Genomic DNA, 20,871 nt, shown 5'->3' with positions numbered 1-20,871 from the left:
TAATGAGGAGGAAATAATTGTGAAAATCGCAATTTCTGGTGGCTCTGGCTTTATAGGCAAATCCCTTTCTAGTTTTTTTATTCAAAAGGGATTTACTGTTTACATTCTTACTCGAAAAAAAATTACTGAAACTTCACACACTAACCTTCAATACGTACAGTGGGCACCCGATTTACAGACCTTCCCTCTCTCCTCTATCGATGTAATTATTAATCTAGCTGGAGAATCTATTAATAGTAGATGGACAAAAAAACAAAAAGAATCAATTTTAAACAGTAGAATTCAAACAACAAAAGGACTCATTAAACAATTACAAACACTTGAAACAAAGCCACACACATTTATTAATGCAAGTGCCATTGGATACTATGGGACATCTGAAACCGAATCTTTTACAGAACAGCAAGAGACTCCAGGAGATGACTTTTTAGCAAACACAGTATATTTGTGGGAGCAAGAAGCATCTAAAGCCCGCTCCATTGGAATAAGAACTGTCTACACAAGATTTGGAGTCGTATTGGGCGCAGATGGAGGAGCTCTTCCAAAAATGCTACTTCCCTATCAATTATATATCGGCGGTACACTTGGATCTGGAAACCAATGGTTATCATGGATTCATATAGACGATGTCGTTCGCATGATTGATTTCATCATTCACAAAAAAGAAATTGACGGACCTTTTAATATTACAGCGCCAACGCCAATACGGATGAAAGAGTTCGGTGAAATTATTGCCACTATAACTAGGCGACCTCATTTGCTACCTGTTCCTTCATTTGTACTTCGCGCTTTACTCGGTGAGATGAGTATACTTGTATTAGAAGGGCAACATGTATTACCCAATAAAGCTATTAAACATGGATATCAATACACATTTCCAACAGTTAACCATGCATTACAAAATATCCTCTTGCATACAATGTAGTACTTTTAAAATACAGTTTTACGGGTAGTCTATCTCCTCCAAGACTTCTTACTTTTTAAACACCGGAGCATTACTACACGAAAAACCTTTCAGTTACTTTGTCTAAACCTATTCTACACATTACAAGGTGACGGAAATGAGGTCTCTATGAAAATATTGCTCAAACAAGCCATTGTATATCCTATTACATCCCAAAAGTTTCAAGGAGATGTACTCGTTATAGGAGAACGCATTGCCGCGGTCAAACCTCATATTGATACTACTCAGGATATGACCGTTATAGATGCACGAGCTCTTCATCTCTTGCCTGGATTTATTGATGTTCATACTCACCTTGGCCTCTACGATGAAGGTACTGGTTGGGCTGGTAATGATGCAAATGAAACATCCGAAGTTTCAACACCACATATCCGTTCTTTAGACGGGATTCATCCTTTTGATATTGCATTTCAAGACGCTGTACAAAATGGTGTTACGACTGTTCACGTGATGCCCGGAAGCCAAAACATTATCGGCGGTACTACTTGCGTAATAAAAACTGCTGGAACTTGTATTGATCATATGATTATTCAGGAACCTGCTGGTTTAAAAATTGCCTTTGGAGAAAACCCTAAAAAGTTCCATAGCAACGGCACAAAAGAATCAATAACACGTATGGGAATTATGGGGTTACTTCGTGAATCATTCTATGACGCACAACACTACGGGCATGAAGCTGATTTTCGAATGCTACCTATTTTAAAAGCACTTCGCCGAGAAATACCGGTACGTATCCACGCTCACCGCGCAGATGATATCACTTCAGCTTTACGCTTTGCGACAGAATTCAATCTTGATTTACGTATTGAACATTGTACAGAAGGACACTTTATTGTTGAAGAGCTTTCGAAACACAATTTAAAAGTTTCAGTTGGACCTACTCTTACGCGACGTTCGAAAATTGAATTAAAAAACAAAACGTGGGATACTTATCATATTTTATCGAAAAATGGAGTAGAAGTTTCTATTACAACCGACCACCCTTATACACCAATTCAATATTTAAATGTTTGCGCTGCCATTGCAGTAAGAGAAGGATTAGATGAGAAAACAGCGTTGGAAGGAATCACTATTTTCCCAGCTCGAAATTTACGTTTGGAGGATAGAATTGGAAGCATTGATGTTGGAAAAGATGCTGACCTCGTGTTATGGACACATCATCCTTTCCATTATTTAGCCAAGCCTGTACTCACTATGATTGACGGAAAAATAATTTACAAAAAAAATAAAAAAAACTAGTTTATTTTTTTGACTAGATACAGTATTATACGATTATAAACTGAATGAAACCATAATCAATTTGTGTCGTGATTATCATTTTCAAATTGATGAATGGGGAAGGCAAATGGTGCGCCACCAGCGTTAGAAACTGGTTCTAGTGGGTTCGATTCCCACCCCGAAATTTTTTAAAGATTGATATAAAAATTTCGAGGGTGGGTGCTTTTTCGTCATGCTACCCTCGTGTGAGGAGGAGTTAGTGTGTTGAAAAAACGCGACTTACACGACAGCCACGTTCTATACGAATTAATGGTGGATCCTGCTGTCTTCCCTTTTGTGCGTCAAAAGGCCTATTCTTATGAAGAATATTTATTTTTAACGAAACAAACAATCGAAGCCGAAGAGCGTGGAGAATTAATCTCACGCACAATTTTAGATGAATGGGGTAACCCCATCGGCACAATTACTTTATTTGATGTGCAAGAAAAAGCTGGATTCCTCGGAACTTGGCTTGGCAAACCATATCATGGTAAAGGATATAATAAATTGGCGAAAGATTCATTTTTTAGCGAACTTTTCTATGAATTAGATATTGAAACGATTTTTATGCGTATTCGTAAAATAAATATTCGGTCTATTAAAGCTGCCGAAAAACTACAATATGTAAATCTAGCAAACGAAACAAGAAAAGCCGTTTATGATGAAATTAACGCGCATGAAGAAGTATATAATTTATATGAAATTCCAAAAGATCAGTATACACTTGCAACAATGCGAGATACAACATTCCAAGAAGCACACCAATTAAAAGAAGCGTAATCTAAAAATTCAGAAATAATAATTAATCATTACTAGTTTGACATATATGTATATCACCCCATGTCTTTGGAAACGATAGATAATGACTTTAGGACACGAGGTGATTTGTAATGGATAAAAAGAAACGTGATAAAGCAAAAAACACATTATCTAGTACACAAGAAGTTCTCTATCAGCGAGAATTTCGAAAAGCAGATCGTGCAGCGGGCTATCGCTCAAAAAGTATTTAAAGTGAAACTGAATAATTAGAAGGTTTCCCCCCTAATTATTCAGTTTCATTACATAAGATTTTCCAATGAATTAGCAAAAAAGGTTCCTTATTTATAAGGAAYCTTTTTTGTGGACAACCTTATCCACAAAAACCGTAGAATTGTGCATAAATTACAAAAGTATTTTACGAATTCATTTATTTAAATGAATTCTAAACGTGAGAATTGTGGATAATTTTCTAAAAATTGTGGATTATGTGGATATAGCTGTTAATATTCCGATTTTACTGTCTAATGAAAGCGTAATCCCTTGTGGATAAAGTGAAACTTTAATCAGTGGGAGTTTTGTTTATCCCCCCTGATTATTAGCCCTCACCAATCGGGCTTTTGCGGGATAAGTTAATAATTCACGTTTATTTTTTTTACAACAATAAAAAAACCCTCTTTAAATGCTTAAAAGAGGGTTTCATATTAAGTAAAAGATTCGGCAAGAACTGGTGATTTAATAGGTATATGATTCGGCTCTGCATGATTTTCTGCCAAAATTGTATCCACAATATGACCAGCTGGCTCAGGACGATAAATACTTTTCATTGCTTCTTTCATCTGAAGAAGCTTCATATCATCTTGTAATAACGCCTCTGTTTTTGCAAAAACTTCACTATCATCACGAATTACAACTGCAGCYCCTTTTTTTTCAAAATACAACGCATTTTCATTCTCTTGTCCTGGGACAGGTTTATATAAAATGACAGGTACTTGTAATGCTGCTGCTTCGCTTAATGTAATACCACCTGGCTTCGTAATCATACAAGAAGTAACACGGAACAATTCATCAATGTTTTCAACATAACCAAATACTTTTAAAGCATCAGAACTTTGTTCCTGTAGTTCCATTAAATCCTGCTTTAAAGCTTCGTTTTTCCCACAAACGACAACTACTTGTAAGTTTGGTACTGACATAAATGACTGGCATAGCTCTTTTACACTCCCTAGCACACCATGAGCACCTGCTACAATTAGTAACATCTTTTTATCCTTACATAACTGATATTTATTATATATAATTGCTGGATTTATCTTTAGCTCAAAACTGCTACGAATCGGAATCCCTGTTTCAACAATTTGTTCTGCAGGTACACCGATATCAACCATCACTTTTTTCACATGATCGGTTGCTACAAAATAACGATCTACTTCTCGATGGATCCATATTTTATGCACGCAAAAATCCGTTAATACGTTATAAACAGGAATAGAAATACCTATTTGCTTTTTCAATTCTGGTACAGCGATGATTGGAAAGGTATTAATAACAATATCCGGTTTCTCCACCTGTAATAGCGTCTTCAAACGCTTTCTCCCAAAATTCGCATACCAAGATGCTATTTTTTTATCRTAAATTTTCTCTACACCATAATAAAACAAACGATATAATTCTTTTCCTACCGTATAGCTTTTTAAATATAAATATTTTGTAATATCGGTTATAACTGGATGTGATTCTCCAAACAAGTCGCATACAATTACATCTTCGATTCCTTTTTGGCGAAATGTTTGTTCTAATGTTTTTGCCACTTGCACATGACCGTTACCGTAATGTGCAGTTAATATTAAAACCTTGGGGTTTTTTATCAAACAAATCCACTCCTAGCTTTTTGTTTCTCCATATTGCATATACGACAATAGGAAAAACATTTTCCTTAAAAACTACATACTCGGATTCTAATACTTTCCTGTTAGCTATGTATCTGTCGTGGATATGCAAAGCATATAAGATTGACCCCTTAATCCTATCTGTGCTCATATCTTTACATTATACTTTCCTATAAGAGCTTTCGCAATAACTTACAAATGTTCTATATTCCATAATACTCACTCTTTTACTTCTTAATTCTTTTTACTATTTTGATTTCCCTTTACAATTATGTAAATTTCTCCGCTTATTCTTTACAAAAATATGGATATTCCCTTTTCAGTATACTCTTTTCTAAATATATACTCTAGATTTTATTATGAAGAAACAAAAAGCCTAACCAAATGTTTAGGTTAGACTGCTTGTAAAATATGTTTTGCATGTTCAACATTTTCTTCTGTCGGTGGATTCACATCCGCAAGTGGATACTTGTGTCCAAGTGCCTCCCATTTATAAACACCGAGCTTATGATATGGCAGCACTTCCACTTTCTTAACATTAGATAGACTTTGAATTAAGTTTGATAATTTTTGCAAATCTTCTTCACCATCGGTAACACCGGGAACCAATACATGTCTTACCCAAATTGGTTTCTTTCTATCCGATAAATAACGAGCAAATTGTAAAATGTGTTCATTTGGTTTCCCTGTTAATTTACGATGTTTCTTTGAATCAATATGCTTCAAATCCAATAAAACTAAATCTGTATACTCCATTAAAATATCTAGCTTATTTTGGAATTCTGGTTCTTCAGAATAACAACCGCCAGAAGAATCGATTGTTGTATGGATACCAGCTTCTTTGCACTTTTTAAACAACTCAATTAAGAAGTCTAGCTGTAATAGTGGCTCTCCACCGCTAACTGTTATACCGCCTCCAGAAGCTTCAATAAATGGAAGGTAACATGTCACATCCTGCATCACTTCTTCAACTGTTATTTCTTTACCTTTACCGATTTCCCATGTATCAGCATTATGACAATATTGACAACGTAATAAACACCCTTGTGTAAATATGACATAACGAATCCCTGGGCCATCAACAGTACCACAAGACTCTACAGAATGTATTCTTCCTTTTACCATGTTACTCTTCCTCCTTTATTGAAACAGCCTCCCTCCGCTATATATTAAAAGCGGAGGGATACTTTTTTCCCTTACATGCTTTCATGCATTGTACGGTTTATTACATCAATTTGTTGTTCACGAGTTAATTTAATAAAGTTAACAGCGTAACCAGATACACGAATTGTTAATTGTGGATATTTTTCAGGATGCTCCATTGCATCCATTAATGTTTCACGGTTAAATACGTTAATATTTAAGTGGTGTCCTTCTTTTATTGCATATCCATCAAGCATAGATACTAAGTTGCGTACTTGTACATCATCTTCTTTACCAAGTGCTTTTGGAATAATAGAGAATGTATTTGAAATACCATCTTGTGCATCTTCATATGGTAATTTAGCTACAGATAATAATGATGCTAATGCACCTTTTGTATCACGGCCATGCATTGGGTTTGCGCCCGGTGCAAATGGTTCTCCAGTACGACGTCCATCTGGAGTGTTACCAGTTTTCTTACCGTATACAACGTTAGATGTGATTGTTAAGATTGACATTGTATGAACAGAATTACGGTATGTTTTATGCTTGCGAAGCTTGTTCATAAATGTTTTCACAAGATTTACTGCAATTTCATCTACACGATCATCATTGTTACCGTATTTAGGGAAATCTCCCTCAATTTCGAAATCAACTGCAATACCATTTTCATCAYGAATTGGTTTTACTTGTGCATATTTAATTGCACTTAAAGAATCTGCTACTACAGATAATCCAGCGATACCTGTTGCCATTGTACGAAGAACATTTGTATCATGAAGTGCCATTTCAATACGTTCATAGCTATATTTATCGTGCATATAGTGAATTACATTTAATGTATTTAAGTATAGACCAGCTAACCATTCCATTGTCATATCGAATTTACGCATAACTTCTTCATAATCTAATACTTCAGAAGTAATTGGTGCGTATTCAGGACCAACTTGTGCTTTTGACTTTTCATCTTTACCACCGTTAACCGCATATAGTAATGCTTTCGCTAAGTTTGCACGTGCTCCGAAGAACTGCATTTGTTTACCGATTCTCATTGCTGATACACAACAAGCAATACCGTAGTCATCACCGTAGTCAGGACGCATAATGTCATCATTTTCGTATTGAATTGCTGATGTTTTAATAGACATTTTCGCACAGTAGTTTTTAAAGTTCTCTGGTAATTGTTTAGACCAAAGAACTGTTAAGTTTGGTTCTGGTGCTGGTCCTAAATTATCTAATGTATGCAAGAAACGGAATGAGTTTTTTGTTACTAACGGACGACCGTCTAACGCCATACCACCGATAGATTCAGTTACCCAAGTTGGATCTCCAGAGAATAGTTCATTATAATCAGGTGTTCTTGCAAATTTCACAAGACGTAATTTCATAATGAAATGGTCAACAATTTCTTGTGCTTCTTCTTCTGTTAAAGTACCATTTGCTAAATCTCTTTCAATGTAAACATCTAAGAATGTAGAGGTACGTCCAAGGCTCATTGCTGCCCCGTTTTGCTCTTTAATTGCTGCAAGATAAGCAAAGTATAACCATTGGAAAGCCTCTTGTGCATTTGTAGCTGGCTTAGAAATATCGAATCCATGAGAAGCAGCCATCTGTTTTAACTCTTGAAGTGCACGCATTTGCTCAGATAATTCTTCGCGTAAACGCATTGTATCTTCGCTCATTACACCGCCAGTTAAATTATAATCAGCTTTTTTCGCTTCAATTAAATGATCTATACCATATAGTGCTACGCGGCGATAGTCACCGATAATACGTCCACGTCCATATGCATCTGGAAGGCCAGTAATAACACCTGATTTACGAGCCGCTTTCATTTCTGGTGTGTATGCATCAAATACACCTTGATTATGAGTTTTACGCCAGTCTCTGAAAATCTTGCTAAGTTCTTTATCCATTTCATATCCATACGCTTCACAAGCTTGTTCCGCCATACGAATACCACCATATGGTTGTAAAGAACGTTTAAATGGTTTATCAGTTTGGAAACCGACCACTTTTTCAATATCTTTATTTAAATATCCCGGTTCATGTGATGTAATAGAAGAAACAATTTTTGTATCCATATCAAGAACGCCACCGTTTTCACGTTCCTTTGTTGTTAAATCCATTACTTGATCCCAAAGTTTTTTCGTTTCTTCAGTTGCTTCCACTAAGAAAGAGTCTTCTCCCTCGTAAACGTTTACATTATTTAAAATGAAATCGCGAACATCAATCTCTGCTTTCCATTTTTCACCTTTAAAGTTTTCCCACGCGTTTTTTACATTTTCTAATACTTGAGTCATCCTAATCTCCTCCATTTTTGATTAGTACAGGACTAAGATTTTTTATATAACAGCTTACACACTTAGAATACTACTTTTTTTCGAAAGTGRACGAAATAGTTGTGACATGTTTGTGAAAYRTTGAGCAAACYACTRYATACATAGTGTTAACYTCATATAAAACTCTTTAKAATTAACCCTTTCTTTAATTGTATTTTTTTAGTATTCTTATATACGAGTCCTATTTTGCAATATAAGAACGATACCCATTGTAGAGCTGTAATACTCTTATCTCCTAATCTGTTATAGTTTTTATAACAGAGCAAAAAAGTGTACATACGTTGTACACTTTTTTTGTTACCACTATAAAACATCTCTTTTTCTATTTCCATCGTAAAATCCACCACGACTGTTTGTTAATGCAATTAATTGCTCTAAYCCTTCTATATGATCACCWATAATTCGAAGGACAGCTGGAGGATGACCTATTTTTGCRAAATGTTCACTGGGACGAATACGGTTCATCTTATCAACMTCRACACGACTTACACAWGCGATTTCRAAWCCTGAAAGWAYAGCTTTCACTTGTGCTACACAAGGTGACAATAATGATTTATACCCTATTTCCTTCAAACAAGTACGACTAAACGCATTAGGTACAGCAATAAGAGAGCCTACTCCTAAATCTTTTCTATCACAAGCTAAATTTAATGCATATTTAAATGCTGTTACAAGATGAAGTGGTACTCTCAAATCTAAATAATGATTTAAATCATTTAATGCGACATCCGTTCCATCTGCAATAGCTTTTGCAAAGGGATATAGCTCACTAGCTGGAATAACAAAATCACCGTCTATAAATAAAACAATTTCTCCTTTTGCAAAATAAGTTCCAAGCGAACGCCCCACATCGTTTCCAAGTGCTTCTTTATACACAATTGTTGTTGCTCCCTTGTCTTTTGCAATTGTTGCCGTTTTATCGGACGAACCATTTACAACAACGATGATTTCAAAAGGTTCAATTTTGCGAAGCTCTTCTATAACGTTTCCAATTGTTTTCTCTTCATTTTGCACAGGAATAATTACCGATAATTGCTCTCCTTTATACAAATTAGATGTAATGCCCCATCCTTGATAAAAATCTTCAAAATTTAGAGTATGATAGACACACTCTCTTTTCCTATTTCCATCATAATATCCTCCGCGCCCATCGCTGCCTAATATCCGCTCTGCTACAGCTTCTATATGATCACCTATCATTCGTTTTTCAGATTGAGAAAGATCCGTGCCATATGCAGCATGCTCGAATGGACGAAATTTATTTGGCGTAATAACGTCAATTGCACAATGACGACTAATTCTCCATTTACTTTGTGCTAGGCGTAGATGAGCCACAATAGGATTAACAAAACATTCGTCTCCAATACTTTGCACAACTTCCTTCGTCAGCGCATGAGGTACAGATAATAAAGAATCAATTTTTAATTCTTCACGCTCTAACATTGCATTTAATATTTGGCGCCATACTGTCACGGAGTGCGGTTTTTGTTTCTTTAAAAATAATGCGTCCAAATTATTTAAAACGATGTCCGCCTGATCATGTAAAATCGGATTAAGGAATAATTGTAATTTTGAAGTTTGAATAGCAAAATCTCCATCTACAAACAGTAATACATCACCTATCGCATGTTTTGCACCAACTGCGCGTCCAACGTCGTTACCAAGTGACTCTTTATGCTGGATTACTGTACATCCTAAGCTCTCAGCAATCGCTTCTGTACCATCATTACAACCATTTGCTACTACAATAATCTCTACTGGATTCAATGGTTTTACCGATTGAACCACATCTGAAATCGTATCCACTTCATTACATACGGGAATACATCACTTACATACGTAAAGCAGCGTGTCTGCTTTCCATCTCCATACACGAGAATATCGTCACCTTGCAAAGCCGCACGAATAAATCGTGGAATTACTCCTGCGTACGGACCATCTTTCGCTCTTGGACCATAAATATTAAAATAACGAACAATCGTTACAGGTAAACCTTCTAATGCGTACCCTAAACATAATGTTTCCTCTAACGTTTTACAAATTGCATAACTCCAACGTATTTTGGAAGTTGCACCGTATAAACGATCTCCTTCTTCAGAGAATGGCGGCTCTCCCTTTCCATATACTTCAGAAGTAGATGCAAATACTACTTTCTTCTTCCCTTTTAACGCTGCTTGTAAAATATTTCTCGTTCCATCGAAATTTGTTTCAATAAGCTCTACACTTTTTTCCATTGTAGTTTTGACTCCCAAAATTGCAGCTAAATGAAACACCACATCATGTTGATTCACTAATTCATAAATTGAATTTTTATCTAAAACGCTTATTGGAATAACCCGGAGCTCTTTCATTAACTCATTATGATATTTATTTTTTCCTTTATAGAAGTTATCCACAATAGTAACTTCATAACCTCTTTTCACCAACTCTTCAGCTAAATGCGAACCAATAAATCCTGCTCCACCTGTAATTAAACATTTTTCACTCATACACTCACCTTCTTTACGATTCCACGTGTATCTATTAATCGCTCAATCCCTTTAAAAAGATTCCAATCGATACTAGAGTGATCCGTTACAATTAAAATACAATCTGCTTGTTTAATTCTTTGTTCATCTAATGGAACAGAGTGATATAGTGTATCTCCAATTTTCGCTGTAGAAATATACGGATCATGATATTCTATCTTGTATCCTTCTTTTATTAATAATTGAATAATTGGCAACGCCGGTGATTCTCTCAAATCATTTACATCTTTCTTATATGCAATCCCTACTATTAAAACCGTTGCGGGTGATTGCACCACACCTTTTACTTTCCCGATTATTTTCGCTGGCATTTCTTCATTAATTACATGTGCTGCCTCAATTAATTGACTAATTGCTCCAGCCTTTCTTATTCTCCATTGAAAATATAAAGGATCTACCGGAATACAGTGTCCTCCTATTCCTGGTCCTGGCCAATACGGAGTAAATCCAAACGGTTTTGTAGATGCCGCTTCAAGCACCTCATAAAAATTAATATTCAAACTTTCACAAAGTATATTTAACTCATTTACTAATGAAATATTAACTAAGCGCTGAATATTTTCAAATAACTTACACATCTCGGCCACTTTCGGAGAGCTAACTGGAACGACTACATCAAATATAGTGCTATACAAATCCTGTACTTTTTGTTTACACTGCTCGGTTTGTCCACTAATAACTTTTGGAATTGTTTCAACTGAATACTGGCTATTCGCTGGATCAATTCGCTCTGGAGAATACCCAATATAATAATCTTCTCCTACCTTTTTACCTGTTTGAGAAATAATAGGAATGATAACTTCCTCCAGTGTACCTGGATATGTGGAGCTTTCAAAAATGAAGGTTTGTCCTTCTTGAAGGTGTTGTTGTATATAATGGGAGGCTGAAACGAGTGCACTTAAATCGGGTTCTTTATTCTCATTAATTGGCGTTGGCACAGTCACAATAACATACTCACTATTTTGSAACTCCACAACACCTTTATCTGGTGTATTTACTATTAATTTTCTCTCGTTCAATAAATTTTGTAATACGTTAGAAGAAACATCAGGAATATAACTTTCTCCTTTTATTATTGATTCTATYTTYCTAGTATCTTTATCTAATCCAAGTACAGCATGTCCTCTTTCTGCAAAAAGGACCGCYAAAGGAAGGCCRACATAYCCTAATCCAATAATRGTTAYTTTACTACTRGCATYCATCTATATTCTCTTCTTCCCTTCTCAATTGTAGTATTATATCTCTATCCCTTTCTCCGTCTGTAAAACTCCCGCGCCCATTCGTATGTTGTAATAAATAAGCAATCGCCTCAAGCTGATCTCCGAAAATACGATCAAATGCAGGAATTCTTCCATTTACAAACCCATGTTGCTCTGGACGTACTCGATTTGTTTTTATAACATCTACAAATTCCACTGCTGTAATAGAGCATTCTTCTAAAATAGCTTTCATTTGAGCTAGTGGTGGAATGATAAGGGAATCATATCCAATTTTCTCTATTACCTTTTTATGCATAGCATGTGGCACTGCCGTTAATGAGTTGTTCCATAAATCTGGTCGTTTCGCTACCAAATTCACGAAATATTTCCCCATACTAATTGGATCTGCCGGGTGAAACATATCTAACAAACATTGCAAATCATTTAACGCCACATCATTTCCGTCTTCAATAGCATGCAAAAATGGAATTAGCTTTTTTGCCGGAATAGCAAAATCACCATCAACAAATAAACAAATATCTGCCGTAGCATGCATAGCCCCTATCGCTCGTGCTACATTATGTCCAAGTGCCTTCGCGAATTCAACTACAATAACATTCTCTAGCTTTGCTTGTTTAATTGTCTCGGCATCTGCTCCATTCGCAACAACTATAATTTCATCTACACCTGCCTTTTTCACTTCCTGTATGACAGATCTTATAGTCATTTTTTCTTCTGATACGGGTATAATAGCACTGTATTTCGCTTTTTCCTTTTGTAATAAAACTGGTTTATACTTCCCTATAAACTCTCTATCCCTGTTTCCCTCCGAAAAACCGCCACGTTTACCATATGTTTCGATTACGTATTGCAAAGCACACAAATGATCACCCATAATACGACTAGTCGCCTTCGGATAAGGAGAACCAGGTGATGTACCCGTATGCACAGGACGAACCTTATTCGTGTGAATTACATCGACCGAAGCCATATCGGCAATATCTACTCCTCTAGACATCGCCATCGCTTGAAATAGTGCTGGATCTGCTAAATTCCACCACCCAAGATTCTCAATAACATCCCGATTCATCGCATGTGGAATTGCGATTAAAGAACCAACAACAAGCTCTTTTTTATTCAAATAACGATTCAACATGAATTTTCCAACTGTCGTATAGTGTGGTCTCATCTTTAAATAAACAGACCATGTTAAATTATTCACAACAATTTGATGCCCTTGCTGAACTCCTTTCACGAAACGTTGTAGCTCTTTACTCTCAATAACGATGTCACCATCTAAAAACAATACAATTTCACCTTTTGCTTCTCTAGCTCCAATTGCCCTTCCTACATCATTACCAAGAGAATGTTTATAATAAATTACATGGCAACTATGCTGTAATGCGACTTCATTCGTTCCATCTGTCGATCCATTATCTACTACAATAATTTCATACGGCTTCAGCTTCTCCACTTCTACTAAAACTTGTGATAAAGTACTTGCTTCATTATGCGCTGGAATAACAACTGATATTCTCATACTTGTATCACTCTTATCCTTCCAAGCGAACATAAGCAATAATAGGAATACGCACAAGTACATCTTCAGGTGGTCCATAAGAAGGAGATGTACGAACACTTACTGCCCCGTCCGTAACAGATAAAAGAATACCTGCAACAATTTCAACAGCTGTCACAACTTGCACTAATTCACCAACATGGTTACGCAATTCATCAGTAAATAACATATATAAGTCTCCTTTCTTACACTTCTTTCATTGATATAATACTTGTAAATGGTAATAAAACTTCAGTTCCTATTCCTTCTTGCAGCGTTAAGAAATCGTCACCAACTGCTACAATAACACCTGTTAATTGTCCAACTGTCACAGTAATTTCTACGTTTTTACCTAAATATTGCTTTGCAATTTCCTTAAAAGGTGATGTATTGCATTCTTTTAAAATGTTACAAATAATAGATTGAAATTGACTTGATTCTATAAACTCTTCCGTAGCTTGCTTAGAATTTCTTTGAATAAATCTCGCAAAGTTTTGTGAAAAGCCTCTTACACTTCAATATTCCGCAACATCGTATAAATGTCGTTATTCACTTTACCAAATGATTCAATGTTATTTTGAATGTTAGATAATAAAACCACATATACACTACCATTTTTACTAAAACCATTTAAGCAATTCCAACCTGGCATTACACCGTGATTTGAATAGCTTCCTGGATCTACATACCAGCCAAATCCATAATCCTTTTTCACGGCTGTAAACATTTGATTATAACTCTCTTTTGAAATTAATTTTCCAGAAAAGAGTGCTTCATTAAATAAATATAAATCATGCGCGCTCGTATATATATCACCACAACCATATAGTTGTGACATGCTTGGAATATTAGGTGTTGTCATATTGTTATTCACTATTTTATAACCCGTTGATGGGAATCTTGTTTGTTCCAACGCTGTACCGAAACCAGATTGTTTCATACCCGCAGTCGCAAAAATATGTTGTTTTATATATTCTTCGAGCGACTGTCCACTTACCTTCTCAGCAATGTAAGCAAGTATRGAGTAGTTCGAATCGGAATACTTCCATTTCTCTCCTGGAATCCCGATACGCTTTTGATTTCCTATCCGCTTTATCAGTTCTTCACGAGAAATATCCTCTTTTCCCTGCTCATATTCCGGAATGCCTGATGTATGTGTTAATAGATGTTTTAACTGAATGCTATTACCTTGAGGAAAGTCTGGAATATACTTTGCAACTGTATCCTCTACTTGTAACTTATTTTGATCTTTGAGTTGCATAATAGCAGTCGCCACAAATGCTTTTGAAATAGAACCAATATAAAAGGTCGTCTCTGAATTATTCGGCACTTGCTTCTCTTTATTAGCCATGCCGTATCCTTTATTCACAAGAACTTTCCCATTCTTCACAATAACAGCTGTCCCACTAAATCCCATGCTCTGTAAATATTGATCCAATTGAGCGTTTTCATTAATTTCTTGAGGCGGTCCCTCAGCAGGTTTCTCTATAACTTGCGCCTGTTTTATCTGTTCTTCCTGTTCTTTTTGTTTTCTTTGTTTTTCAGCTTCTTGCCTTTTCACTTCTTCTATCTTTTTTAGCTCTTCTTGCTTCTTCATTTCTGCTGCTGCTTTTAAAGTTTCCTCTTTTTTATTATGCGCAACAATTTTTGTATACATGAAATATACAAGTGACAGTAGTAGGGCTAGAATGATTGTTCTTTTTATGTATACAATCGACCGATTTGCTTTCCCATTAACAGTATTTTTTTCCTGATCCATGATTACCTTTTTCCCCTTATTTACCGATAATTTAATTCATCTACACAAGACTTATTTCAAATCATTTCCGCAGATTATGGACACTCCATTTTATGTCATCACTACTGTATCACRCACCGAACATATTACCAACCTATATGTTCAAAAAAGAAAAAGAAAATTTATAAAAGTAAGATTCCCTTTAAAAAATTAACAAAAAAAGAGGATATCCTGTAAAAGACTGTTGTTATCAATCTTTTTGGATATCCTCTTATCTAACTATTTACACGTGTTTTTTCATATCATCGGCAACAGATTCAACATTTGTACCTACGATAACTTGTACACTTGTGTTACTTAATTTCATAACGCCTTTTGCACCTGCGCGTTTTAATGCTGGTTCATTTACTAAACCTGCATCTTTCACTTGTAAGCGTAAACGCGTTGCACAGTTATCAATAACTGYTAAGTTTTCTTTTCCGCCTAAAGCTGCTACGTAAGTTTCACCAATTGAACCTGCAACTGGTGCATCACCCTCTTCAGCTAACTCATCTTCATCTTCACGACCAGGAGTTTTTAAGTCGAACTTCTTAATTAAGAAGTAGAATACTACGAAGTAAATTGCTGCGTAAATTAAACCGATTCCTGCTAGTAACACTGGTTTTGTTGCAATACCGAAGTTTAAAACGTAATCGATTGCACCGGCACTAAATGAGAAACCATCATGAATGCCAAGTGTTGTTGTAATGAATAAAGAAAGACCTGTTAATACTGCATGAATACCATATAGTACTGGAGATAAGAACATGAATGAGAATTCAATTGGTTCTGTAATACCAGTTAAGAATGAAGTTAATGCTAGGCCACCTAACATACCTGTAACCATTTTACGTTTTTCTGGTTTCGCAGCCGCAATCATTGCGAAACATGCTGCCGGTAAACCGAACATCATGATTGGGAAGAAACCAGTCATAAACATACCTGCTGATGGATCTTTTGCGAAGAAGCGTGCAATATCACCATGAACGATATCACCAGCTGCGTTTGTAAAGTCACCAAGTACAAACCAGAAGTATGTATTCATTACGTGGTGTAAACCGATTGGAATTAATAAACGGTTTAATAATCCGAATAAACCAGCACCAACTGAACCTAAGTTTACGATACCGTGTGCTACTGAATCAATACCACTTTGAATTGTTGGCCAAATTTGACCGAATACTAATCCTAAAAGAAGCATTACAATTGAAGTAATGATTGGTACGAAACGTTTTCCAGCAAAGAATCCTAACCATTCTGGTAGTTTAATCTTATGGAATTTGTTGTATAGTAATCCAGCAACAACCCCAGCAATAATACCACCGAGTATGGCCATATTTATTTTTGGCGTTAACGCCGCTGCTTTTGAAACTTTTGTCATTGTATCTGCTAATTTAGTTGGATCTGCTGAACCGACTAAATCYTGRACACTTTTYAATTTATCATTCAGCTCTGCTGCTGAATATGCCTTACTTAGAGCGTTCGTTGTATTTTGTAAAACAAGATATCCAATTGCCCCAGCAAGTCCTGCTGCTCCACTACCATCAATAGACAAACCTATTGCAACACCAATTGCAAAAATAAGTGCTAAATTATCAAAAATTGCTGCACCGGCCTGTGCCATAACAGGAATATTAAATACATCTTCTTGTCCTAAACGAAGCAATAATCCTGCTGCTGGTAGCACTGCGATTGGAAGCATTAACGCTTTACCAATACGTTGTAAAAACTGCAACATTTTAATTCCCCCTATCAAATTTATGAAATCGTTATCATTATAAGTACGCCTTAGAAAACGCTTTCTATTTACATAACCATAATAACATATAGTTGTATAGATGTGTAGTTTTTATTTCCGAACTTTTTATGGATAAATCTCCTATTTCCAAACTGTTATATAAAAGGAAAATTTTCCTTTTATAACATGGAATAATCGAAACTGAAGACTCACTATAGGACATTCAACTTTCGTTTTATCATTCCACTTTTTCATGTTATTATTTATTTCCGAGCATATCGGGAAAAGTAAACTTAGTTAATTCGAAATAGGAGCGTTGGTACTATGCAGTGCATTGAAACAAACAACTTACAGCAGTTGTTAGAACAAGTAAAACCATATACGAAAAAAGGAAAACTTGCTACTTATATCCCCGAACTAGGAAATGCAAATCCAAATGATCTAGGGATTGCCATTTTCCATAAAGAAACAGAATATATCCATGCTGGTAACTCACAAACACTATTTACTCTTCAAAGTATTTCTAAAGTAATTACACTTGCTCTTGCCCTTTTAGACCGTGGTGAAGAATATGTATTTTCTAAAGTTGGAATGGAACCAACTGGTGACCCATTTAATTCTATTATTAAGCTTGAAACAACAAGTTCTTCCAAGCCTCTTAATCCAATGATTAATGCGGGTGCATTAGCTATTACAAGTATGCTAGCTGGTAATGATAACGAGGAGAAGATGGAACGCATTCTTCAATTTGTGCGTGATATAACAGACAATCCTACTATTAGTTATTCTTCTAAAGTTGCCACTTCTGAATTAGAAACAGCTTACTTAAACCGTTCWCTTTGTTACTATATGAAACAAAATGGCATCATCGATAACGATATTGAAGAACTTATGGATTTATATACGCGTCAATGTGCAATTGAGGTTAACTGTATCGACCTAGCACGTATTGGTTTAATCTTTGCAATGGATGGATATGATCCTTATAAAAAGAAACAGATCATCCCTAAACATATTACGAAAATTTGTAAAACATTTATGGTTACTTGCGGGATGTATAATGAATCTGGTGAATTTGCAATTCGTGTTGGAATCCCTGCAAAAAGTGGTGTAGCGGGCGGCATTTTCGGCTGCGTAAAAGGCGAAATGGGAATCGGTATTTTCGGACCAGCTTTAGATGCAAACGGAAATAGTATCGCTGGTTTTAAAATTCTTGAATTACTTTCTGCCCAAGAAGGTTGGAGTATGTTTTAATTTAGAAGTTATCCTGCTATATTGGCAGGATTTTTTATTTCACAAAAAATCCGTTCTACTAGGCATCAACACAATTCAAAAAAACAGTAATAAAAGTTCTCTTTATTATGCATATTTGCTCCCCCCTCCTGAATAATATAGTACAACCTAGCGCTGTATGTGGAGGTGTAAAAGATGAAACTCATATTTCAAATGGAGAAACAACCTGTTCTCGAAAAAACAATTCTTCTTTTTATATTGAGTATTGTAGAAAGTTTGAAACTAAAAGTTGTTTCACTCGATGAATCTCACCGATACATATTCAATTTAGAAGTGCTTGAACTATTAATGGATCGGAACATCGATGATCAAGTATTAGAACTTATTCATTTCGGAATGGGACTTGAAGACATTTACCATGTACTTCCCGAAGAACTTGAGCATAGTATTGAAGAACTGAAATGGCTTTGTATTCAAGTTTTAAGTGAGTACAGTATGCATGAAGAATCGGAACAATTAATTGAAGATATACGTTAAAAAAGCACCTATGTAGGTGCTTTTAATGTTTTTTTAAACTATTTTTATACGTTTCAATATTAACAGGTAATTCTTCCTCTTCTAATGTATGCTCATTTACATCTTTATGAATATGAGCACCTTTAGGCGGTTGATGATCATGCCCTTTTTTCTTATGATCAAATGCTTTCCCACGTCCCATACGGATCCCCCTTTCTTTAAAAGAAATCAGTATTAGTATGAAGAAAAGTATGTCGATATATGCAATCCCTTACCAAATTTCCAAGGAAATACTCGAACATTGTATTCTATTCTTCTTACAACAATTGATCAATTCCAATAAGAATTAATAACACACCTGCAATTATAGTTGCCCATTTCCCTAAGTATTCAGCTAAAAATCTTTTACCAACATACGTAAAACCACTAATACAAATAAAACTAAAAACTCCAGAAATACATGCCGTAAGCCAAAGATTTAAATTTGTTACTCCAGCATCAAATCCACCTGCAATATTGTTTATGGACAATGCAACTCCTAAAACAATTGCTTCAGAAAAACTAATTGTTTTAGAACCATCAAAATCTGCTTTTTCTGGATTACGTAAAACCCCCATAAGTACACTACTATCTTTAGATTCTACGGTATCTTTTTGACTCAAGAAAGGCTGACATAAAATAAACACCCCGATTATTCCTAAAACGAYTGCTCCAATAATGTTTGCTGTGAACTCTGAAATAAATAATGCGATCCAATTCCCAAAAAATCCAGCTAGTAAAGTAAATAAAAATCCAAAAAATGCGATGATAAAATTGTTAAGCCACGAAATTCGAATTTTACGAATGCCATATGCAATCCCAACACCTGCATTATCTAAATTAGACGCAATCCCGATTAAAAAAATTGAAAATAAACCTGCCGTACTCATCGTACAGTCACCCCTTTTCTCACTTTTCGTTGCATATTATGAAAATGTTGAGCAACTGTGCCTGTCTGTTTCATATACTTGTAATAAATGCTCAACATTTTTTCAACGATAGACAATAGAAAAGGAGTGCCTACATTATGCCCAATGAAAATCCAAATGAGCGGCTCGGTAAATTAATAAAGAAACTGTTAAAGGAGCGCGCTCTATCTATGCGTCAACTAGGAACACTTACAAATATTGATCCTGCAACAATTTCAAGAATAATTAATGGCAAACAACAACCGAAGCAAAACCATTTACAAAAATTCGCAAACTGTCTACAAGTTCCACCGCAATTATTACTTGATGAAATGTACCCTAACTCTCCACACATAAATAAGGAAAAAGCAGATATGTACACATCTCTCGATACAATTCAACAAACATTACAATCCTCTAACCTATTCGACTTCGAATACACAACAACTCGTGTAAAACAAGAACTTGAAAATTACGAGCGCTATGCTCAAACTACTGAAGGCGAAAAACGTATTCACGAGAGTTTCAAAAGTAAAATAGAACAAATTGATAGTGCTGGTCCTTTCATTGAGCAATTAACAAATATGTACCAACAATTTTGTACAGAAACCATTTCAACCGAAGAGCGTGCAATTATTGGGGGTGCCTTACTATATTTCATTTTATCAACAGACATTATCCCCGATTATCTTTTTCCAATCGGCTATTTAGATGATGCGATTGCCGTTGAATTAGCTAAAGAGAAATTAATTGAAATAAAACGAAAAACATAGAAAAATAAAGAACTATTTCAGTTGTTTATGTTCAACTCTGAAATAGTTCACTAAAAAAGCGTACAAGTACATACCTGYACAATTTCAAYATACTAATCTATTTTTTTGTATGACACMATTCATATATGAACGCTGTTATTACTTTTGTAAATTCAATTAACTGCTCAACTTCAACTTTCTCATTTATTGAATGAGCTTCTTCTAATGTACCTGGTCCGTAAATAACAGCTGGAATGTTAAACTCACTAAAC

General features: G+C 35.4%; 20 protein-coding genes and 2 pseudogenes. 7 read left to right on the top strand and 15 right to left on the bottom strand.

What is annotated here, in order from left to right:
* Positions 1 to 19: 19 nt before the first annotated feature.
* The 4 genes from AC1DJR_RS06600 to AC1DJR_RS06585 all read left to right on the top strand — a co-directional run bounded on the left by AC1DJR_RS06600 (position 20) and on the right by AC1DJR_RS06585 (position 3,231).
* Positions 20 to 925 (top strand): TIGR01777 family oxidoreductase, encoded by a 906-nt coding sequence (locus tag AC1DJR_RS06600; RefSeq protein WP_477002252.1) that lies wholly within the window; start codon positions 20 to 22, stop codon positions 923 to 925.
* Positions 926 to 1,072: 147 nt separating this feature from the next.
* The gene (locus AC1DJR_RS06595; RefSeq protein ID WP_002010318.1) at positions 1,073 to 2,203 is read left to right on the top strand and encodes an amidohydrolase; all 1,131 of its coding nucleotides are present in this window, start codon (positions 1,073 to 1,075) and stop codon (positions 2,201 to 2,203) included.
* A 240-nt stretch (positions 2,204 to 2,443) separates the two neighbouring features.
* A complete protein-coding gene (locus tag AC1DJR_RS06590) occupies positions 2,444 to 3,001 on the top strand; it encodes a GNAT family N-acetyltransferase (protein ID WP_002091129.1) in 558 nt (185 codons plus the stop codon).
* A 110-nt stretch (positions 3,002 to 3,111) separates the two neighbouring features.
* The gene (locus AC1DJR_RS06585) at positions 3,112 to 3,231 is read left to right on the top strand and encodes a YfhE family protein (protein ID WP_000358484.1); all 120 of its coding nucleotides are present in this window, start codon (positions 3,112 to 3,114) and stop codon (positions 3,229 to 3,231) included.
* Positions 3,232 to 3,681: 450 nt separating this feature from the next.
* Here the strand turns inward: AC1DJR_RS06585 and AC1DJR_RS06580 are convergent, their stop codons facing one another.
* The 12 genes and pseudogenes from AC1DJR_RS06580 to nagE all read right to left on the bottom strand — a co-directional run bounded on the left by AC1DJR_RS06580 (position 3,682) and on the right by nagE (position 17,151).
* Positions 3,682 to 4,848: a diglucosyl diacylglycerol synthase gene (locus tag AC1DJR_RS06580; RefSeq protein ID WP_002139554.1), complete on the bottom strand. Its 1,167-nt coding sequence runs from the start codon at positions 4,846 to 4,848 to the stop codon at positions 3,682 to 3,684.
* Between the two features lie 411 nt (positions 4,849 to 5,259).
* On the bottom strand, positions 5,260 to 5,991 hold the full coding sequence (gene pflA / locus AC1DJR_RS06575) for a pyruvate formate-lyase-activating protein (RefSeq protein WP_477002251.1): 732 nt from the start codon (positions 5,989 to 5,991) through the stop codon (positions 5,260 to 5,262).
* 71 nt (positions 5,992 to 6,062) lie between these two features.
* Positions 6,063 to 8,312: a formate C-acetyltransferase gene (gene pflB / locus AC1DJR_RS06570; protein WP_477002250.1), complete on the bottom strand. Its 2,250-nt coding sequence runs from the start codon at positions 8,310 to 8,312 to the stop codon at positions 6,063 to 6,065.
* Positions 8,313 to 8,464: 152 nt separating this feature from the next.
* Entirely contained in the window at positions 8,465 to 8,683 is a 219-nt protein-coding gene (locus AC1DJR_RS06565) for a hypothetical protein (protein ID WP_477002249.1), read from the bottom strand.
* Positions 8,655 to 10,157, bottom strand: coding sequence for a glycosyltransferase family 2 protein (locus AC1DJR_RS06560; protein WP_477002248.1), 1,503 nt, complete (start codon positions 10,155 to 10,157; stop codon positions 8,655 to 8,657). The genes AC1DJR_RS06565 and AC1DJR_RS06560 overlap by 29 nt, the downstream gene beginning before the upstream one ends.
* A gap of 20 nt (positions 10,158 to 10,177) precedes the next feature.
* Positions 10,178 to 10,840, bottom strand: a pseudogene (locus AC1DJR_RS06555) (NAD-dependent epimerase/dehydratase family protein); the annotation flags it as partial.
* On the bottom strand, positions 10,837 to 12,081 hold the full coding sequence (locus AC1DJR_RS06550; protein WP_477002247.1) for a nucleotide sugar dehydrogenase: 1,245 nt from the start codon (positions 12,079 to 12,081) through the stop codon (positions 10,837 to 10,839). The pseudogene AC1DJR_RS06555 and the gene AC1DJR_RS06550, both read right to left, overlap by 4 nt.
* Positions 12,068 to 13,618 carry a glycosyltransferase family 2 protein gene (locus AC1DJR_RS06545; protein WP_477002261.1) on the bottom strand — a complete coding sequence of 517 codons (1,551 nt, stop codon included), beginning with the start codon at positions 13,616 to 13,618 and terminating at the stop codon, positions 12,068 to 12,070. Before AC1DJR_RS06545 ends, AC1DJR_RS06550 begins: the two co-directional genes overlap by 14 nt.
* 13 nt (positions 13,619 to 13,631) lie before the next feature.
* Positions 13,632 to 13,826, bottom strand: coding sequence for an LSm family protein (locus AC1DJR_RS06540; RefSeq protein ID WP_002029614.1), 195 nt, complete (start codon positions 13,824 to 13,826; stop codon positions 13,632 to 13,634).
* A gap of 16 nt (positions 13,827 to 13,842) precedes the next feature.
* Positions 13,843 to 14,115 carry an LSm family protein gene (locus tag AC1DJR_RS06535; protein ID WP_477002260.1) on the bottom strand — a complete coding sequence of 91 codons (273 nt, stop codon included), beginning with the start codon at positions 14,113 to 14,115 and terminating at the stop codon, positions 13,843 to 13,845.
* A 29-nt stretch (positions 14,116 to 14,144) separates the two neighbouring features.
* Positions 14,145 to 15,395 carry a serine hydrolase domain-containing protein gene (locus AC1DJR_RS06530; RefSeq protein WP_477002246.1) on the bottom strand — a complete coding sequence of 417 codons (1,251 nt, stop codon included), beginning with the start codon at positions 15,393 to 15,395 and terminating at the stop codon, positions 14,145 to 14,147.
* 262 nt (positions 15,396 to 15,657) lie between these two features.
* Entirely contained in the window at positions 15,658 to 17,151 is a 1,494-nt protein-coding gene (gene nagE / locus AC1DJR_RS06525) for an N-acetylglucosamine-specific PTS transporter subunit IIBC (protein WP_477002245.1), read from the bottom strand.
* A gap of 324 nt (positions 17,152 to 17,475) precedes the next feature.
* On the opposite strand from nagE, the gene glsA reads away from it, so the two are divergent.
* Together glsA and AC1DJR_RS06515 are read left to right on the top strand one after the other, a co-directional pair.
* On the top strand, positions 17,476 to 18,405 hold the full coding sequence (gene glsA / locus AC1DJR_RS06520; RefSeq protein ID WP_002029606.1) for a glutaminase A: 930 nt from the start codon (positions 17,476 to 17,478) through the stop codon (positions 18,403 to 18,405).
* Between the two features lie 174 nt (positions 18,406 to 18,579).
* Complete coding sequence (locus AC1DJR_RS06515) at positions 18,580 to 18,921, top strand: DUF3969 family protein (RefSeq protein WP_477002244.1); 342 nt, start codon at positions 18,580 to 18,582, stop codon at positions 18,919 to 18,921.
* Between the two features lie 22 nt (positions 18,922 to 18,943).
* On the opposite strand, the gene AC1DJR_RS06510 is transcribed toward AC1DJR_RS06515, so the two are convergent.
* Complete coding sequence (locus AC1DJR_RS06510; RefSeq protein ID WP_080743487.1) at positions 18,944 to 19,102, bottom strand: hypothetical protein; 159 nt, start codon at positions 19,100 to 19,102, stop codon at positions 18,944 to 18,946.
* A 115-nt stretch (positions 19,103 to 19,217) separates the two neighbouring features.
* The gene (ytaF, locus tag AC1DJR_RS06505; RefSeq protein WP_477002243.1) at positions 19,218 to 19,829 is read right to left on the bottom strand and encodes a sporulation membrane protein YtaF; all 612 of its coding nucleotides are present in this window, start codon (positions 19,827 to 19,829) and stop codon (positions 19,218 to 19,220) included.
* A gap of 137 nt (positions 19,830 to 19,966) precedes the next feature.
* Here ytaF and AC1DJR_RS06500 point away from each other — a divergent pair, with 137 nt between their 5' ends.
* Positions 19,967 to 20,620 carry a helix-turn-helix domain-containing protein gene (locus tag AC1DJR_RS06500; protein ID WP_002169221.1) on the top strand — a complete coding sequence of 218 codons (654 nt, stop codon included), beginning with the start codon at positions 19,967 to 19,969 and terminating at the stop codon, positions 20,618 to 20,620.
* 97 nt (positions 20,621 to 20,717) lie between these two features.
* On the opposite strand, the pseudogene AC1DJR_RS06495 reads toward AC1DJR_RS06500, so the two are convergent.
* A pseudogene (locus tag AC1DJR_RS06495) lies at positions 20,718 to 20,871 on the bottom strand (acetylornithine deacetylase); the annotation flags it as partial.

It is taken from the genome of Bacillus sp. 05T31 (genome assembly GCF_056396725.1).
This window is presented reverse-complemented; position numbering and strand designations above follow the sequence as displayed.